The sequence below is a fragment of the Rhizobacter sp. P3_C12 genome, from assembly GCF_056402735.1.
Map to the genome: position 1 here is coordinate 1 of NZ_JBFUGW010000523.1, position 2,105 is coordinate 2,105.

At 71.3% G+C, this 2,105-nt stretch carries 1 protein-coding gene; it reads left to right on the forward strand.

Features of this window, described 5'->3' with window-relative positions:
* The coding region (locus AC1DXV_RS34055; RefSeq protein ID WP_477937978.1) for a TonB-dependent receptor plug domain-containing protein at positions 1–1,881 on the forward strand (1,881 nt) is incomplete at its 5' end.
* Between the last annotated feature and the right edge of the window lie 224 nt (positions 1,882–2,105).

Below are 2,105 nucleotides of genomic sequence, written 5' to 3' on the forward strand. Positions count from 1 at the left end.
GCGTTCGGCCGCTTCGCCCTGTTCAGGTATGCGGCCGTGCTGCTCGTGGCGCTGGCCTGCAGCAACCCTCTGCGCGCCCAGTCGCTGCTCGATCAACCGCTCGAAGCCCTGCTGGACGTGCAGCTCACGACGCTCGGCCGCCGGGTGCAGCCCGAGCAGGACATGGCGATCGCCACCAGCGTGTTCTCCGGCGATGAACTGCGCCGCGCCGGTGCCCGCACCGTGCTGGAAGCGCTGGCGTGGATCCCCGGCGTGTGGGTCGAACACATCAACGCGAACCTGTGGGGCGTCACGGCGCGCGGCGACGGCAGCTCGCTGGTGGCGCACAACACGCTGATCCTGCGCGACGGCCGCGAACAGTTCGCGGCGAGCGGCTGGTCGACGACGACCTGGACGAGGCTGAACATGCCGATCGACCTGGTGCAGCGCATCGAGGTGCAGCGTGGCGCCGGCAACACGCTGTGGGGCTCGAACGCGGCCAATTGCGTGATCAACATCGTGACCCGCGCCGTCGACAACGGCAGCGCCGGCGGCGTGGATGTCGACAGCAACGGCCGCGCCGCGGCGAACCTGCAGTGGGGCACGCGGACCGCCTCCGGCTGGAAGACCTCGTTCTGGGCCAGCGGCTCGCACCTGCCGGGCTCCCCGGAACTGGTGCGGGGCCGCCGCGACTGGGACAACCAGGAAGACCGCGCGGCCGGTGCCAAGGCGACGCTTTCCGTCGAGGGCGGCGCCGAAGTGTCGTTCGACGTCAACGCCTCCACCGGCGTCGGCGCCAGCGTCTTCGCGGTCGCCCGCGTACCGACCCGCCTGGAACTGCACGTCGCGCAGCGCGAGTTCGGCACGCGCCTGTCGATCCCGCAGGCACGCGACGGCCGGCTCGAGATCGCCGGGTACGTGCAGGACGCCGACATGACGACCTTCGGCGGCACCGAGAACCACCGGCGCACCATCGAGCTGTCCGCGCAGGATTTCCTGCGGCTGGGGTCGCACGAGCTGCTGGTGGGCGGCAGCGTGAACACCGACTCGATCTCCGCGCGCGCGGCGGCACTCGATGCCGTCGCCGTGCCGACCGACACCGACCGGCTGCAGGCGTTCGTCCAGGATGAATGGCGCTTTGCCGAGAACCGCGGCTCGGTGGTGCTCGGCGCCCAGGCGCAACGGGTGTTCCGCGCCGGCTTCGTCGACAACCTGTACGCGACCACGCTGCGCCTGCGCTGGGCGGCCACGCCGGACCTGTCGCTGTGGGGCAGCCTGTCGCACTCGGAAACGCTGGCCAACGGCACCCAGGACCTGCGGATCCCGTCGATCGAGGCCGGCCTGCGCTGGAAGGCCAGCCGCGAGCTCCAGGTCAACGCGGCGGTGTACGAGCAGCGCTTCGGCAGCTACCCGGTGCCGGTCACGACCCCGGTCACCCCGACCACGCCGCTGATGGACACGCGGCTGCGTGTGCGCGGCTTCGAGGCCGATGCGCGCTGGCAACCGAGCCCGCAGTGGAGCATCGACGGCTCGATCGACCTGGTGCGCGCGGAGTTCTCGTTCGACAGCGCGGCCCGCTCGCCGCTGGCCACCGAGGTGAACTACTTCGGCACGCAACCGCGCAATGCATTCAAGGCCCGCATGACGTACCAGATCGACGACCGCCGTTCGTTCGAAGCCGGGCTGAGGGCGCGCCCCACGCTCGCCGCCAGCCAGGTGCCCTCGCCCGGGCGCGGCGTGATCGACCTGGCATACCGCCACCGGCTCTCGAAAGGCGTCGAGTTCGGCACCGCGTTGAAGCAGGCCAACCACGACACCGTGGAGGGGTTCAGGCGCCCGAGCATTCCGTTCTCGTACCTCGAACGGCGCACGCTCGCGATGTGGATGTCCTGGGGGGTCTGAGGCACGCGGCGGCGCATTCGGCGCTTCACGGCCCTTGCCGCGGGGTTGATCCGGATCAAGTCGCCACCGCGCCGAAGGCAGGAAACTGCCGCCGGTGACCCTGGCACCCACCTCTGCGGCGACTCCCTCCACGCAACGCGCCGGCCTGCAGCTCGCCGGMCTGCAATGCGGCGCCTGCGCCGGGCTGATCGAGCAGGCGGTGCACGCGGTCGACGGTGCCGGCG